The organism is Corallococcus sp. CA041A (assembly GCF_003612075.1).
In the GTDB taxonomy this organism is placed as follows: domain Bacteria; phylum Myxococcota; class Myxococcia; order Myxococcales; family Myxococcaceae; genus Corallococcus; species Corallococcus exiguus.
Genome location: NZ_RAWF01000715.1, coordinates 1 through 414, shown reverse-complemented (window position 1 = coordinate 414; position 414 = coordinate 1). Strand labels below are relative to the sequence as shown.

General features: G+C 68.4%; 1 protein-coding gene. It reads right to left on the bottom strand.

The genetic code is table 11. The features are described from left to right. On the bottom strand, positions 1-414 hold a 414-nt coding region (locus D7V77_RS42795), incomplete at both ends, for a hypothetical protein (protein ID WP_233597597.1).

Genomic DNA, 414 nt, shown 5'->3' with positions numbered 1-414 from the left:
CTGCCAGTGGTGGGTACGCGCACCGAAGCCGCAGCGCGTGCAGCGATAGGCCGGGTTGCGCACCAGCAGCTGGTCGGTGATGTGCTTGAGGTCATGCAGGGTGGCGGTGGAATCGGCTCCCTCGGCGAGGGTCAGATCGATCAGCGCGGATTCGCCACGTACCGACGGGCGATCCTTGAGCTGGCGACCGAGGTAGGCACGGGCCGGCGCCACGCCTTCCTGCTCTTCCATCAACCGGGTCAGCGCCAGTACCGGGGCGATGCCGCGGTAGTGCTCGGTCATCTCCGACAGGAACGCGCGTGCACCTGCCAGATCGCCGACCCTGCGATAGTTCTGCATCAGTGCCGGCAGCAGTTCCGGCAGGTATTCGGGGTCGTTGCGCGCGGCGCGCTCGAAGGCGCGCACGGCGGCCTC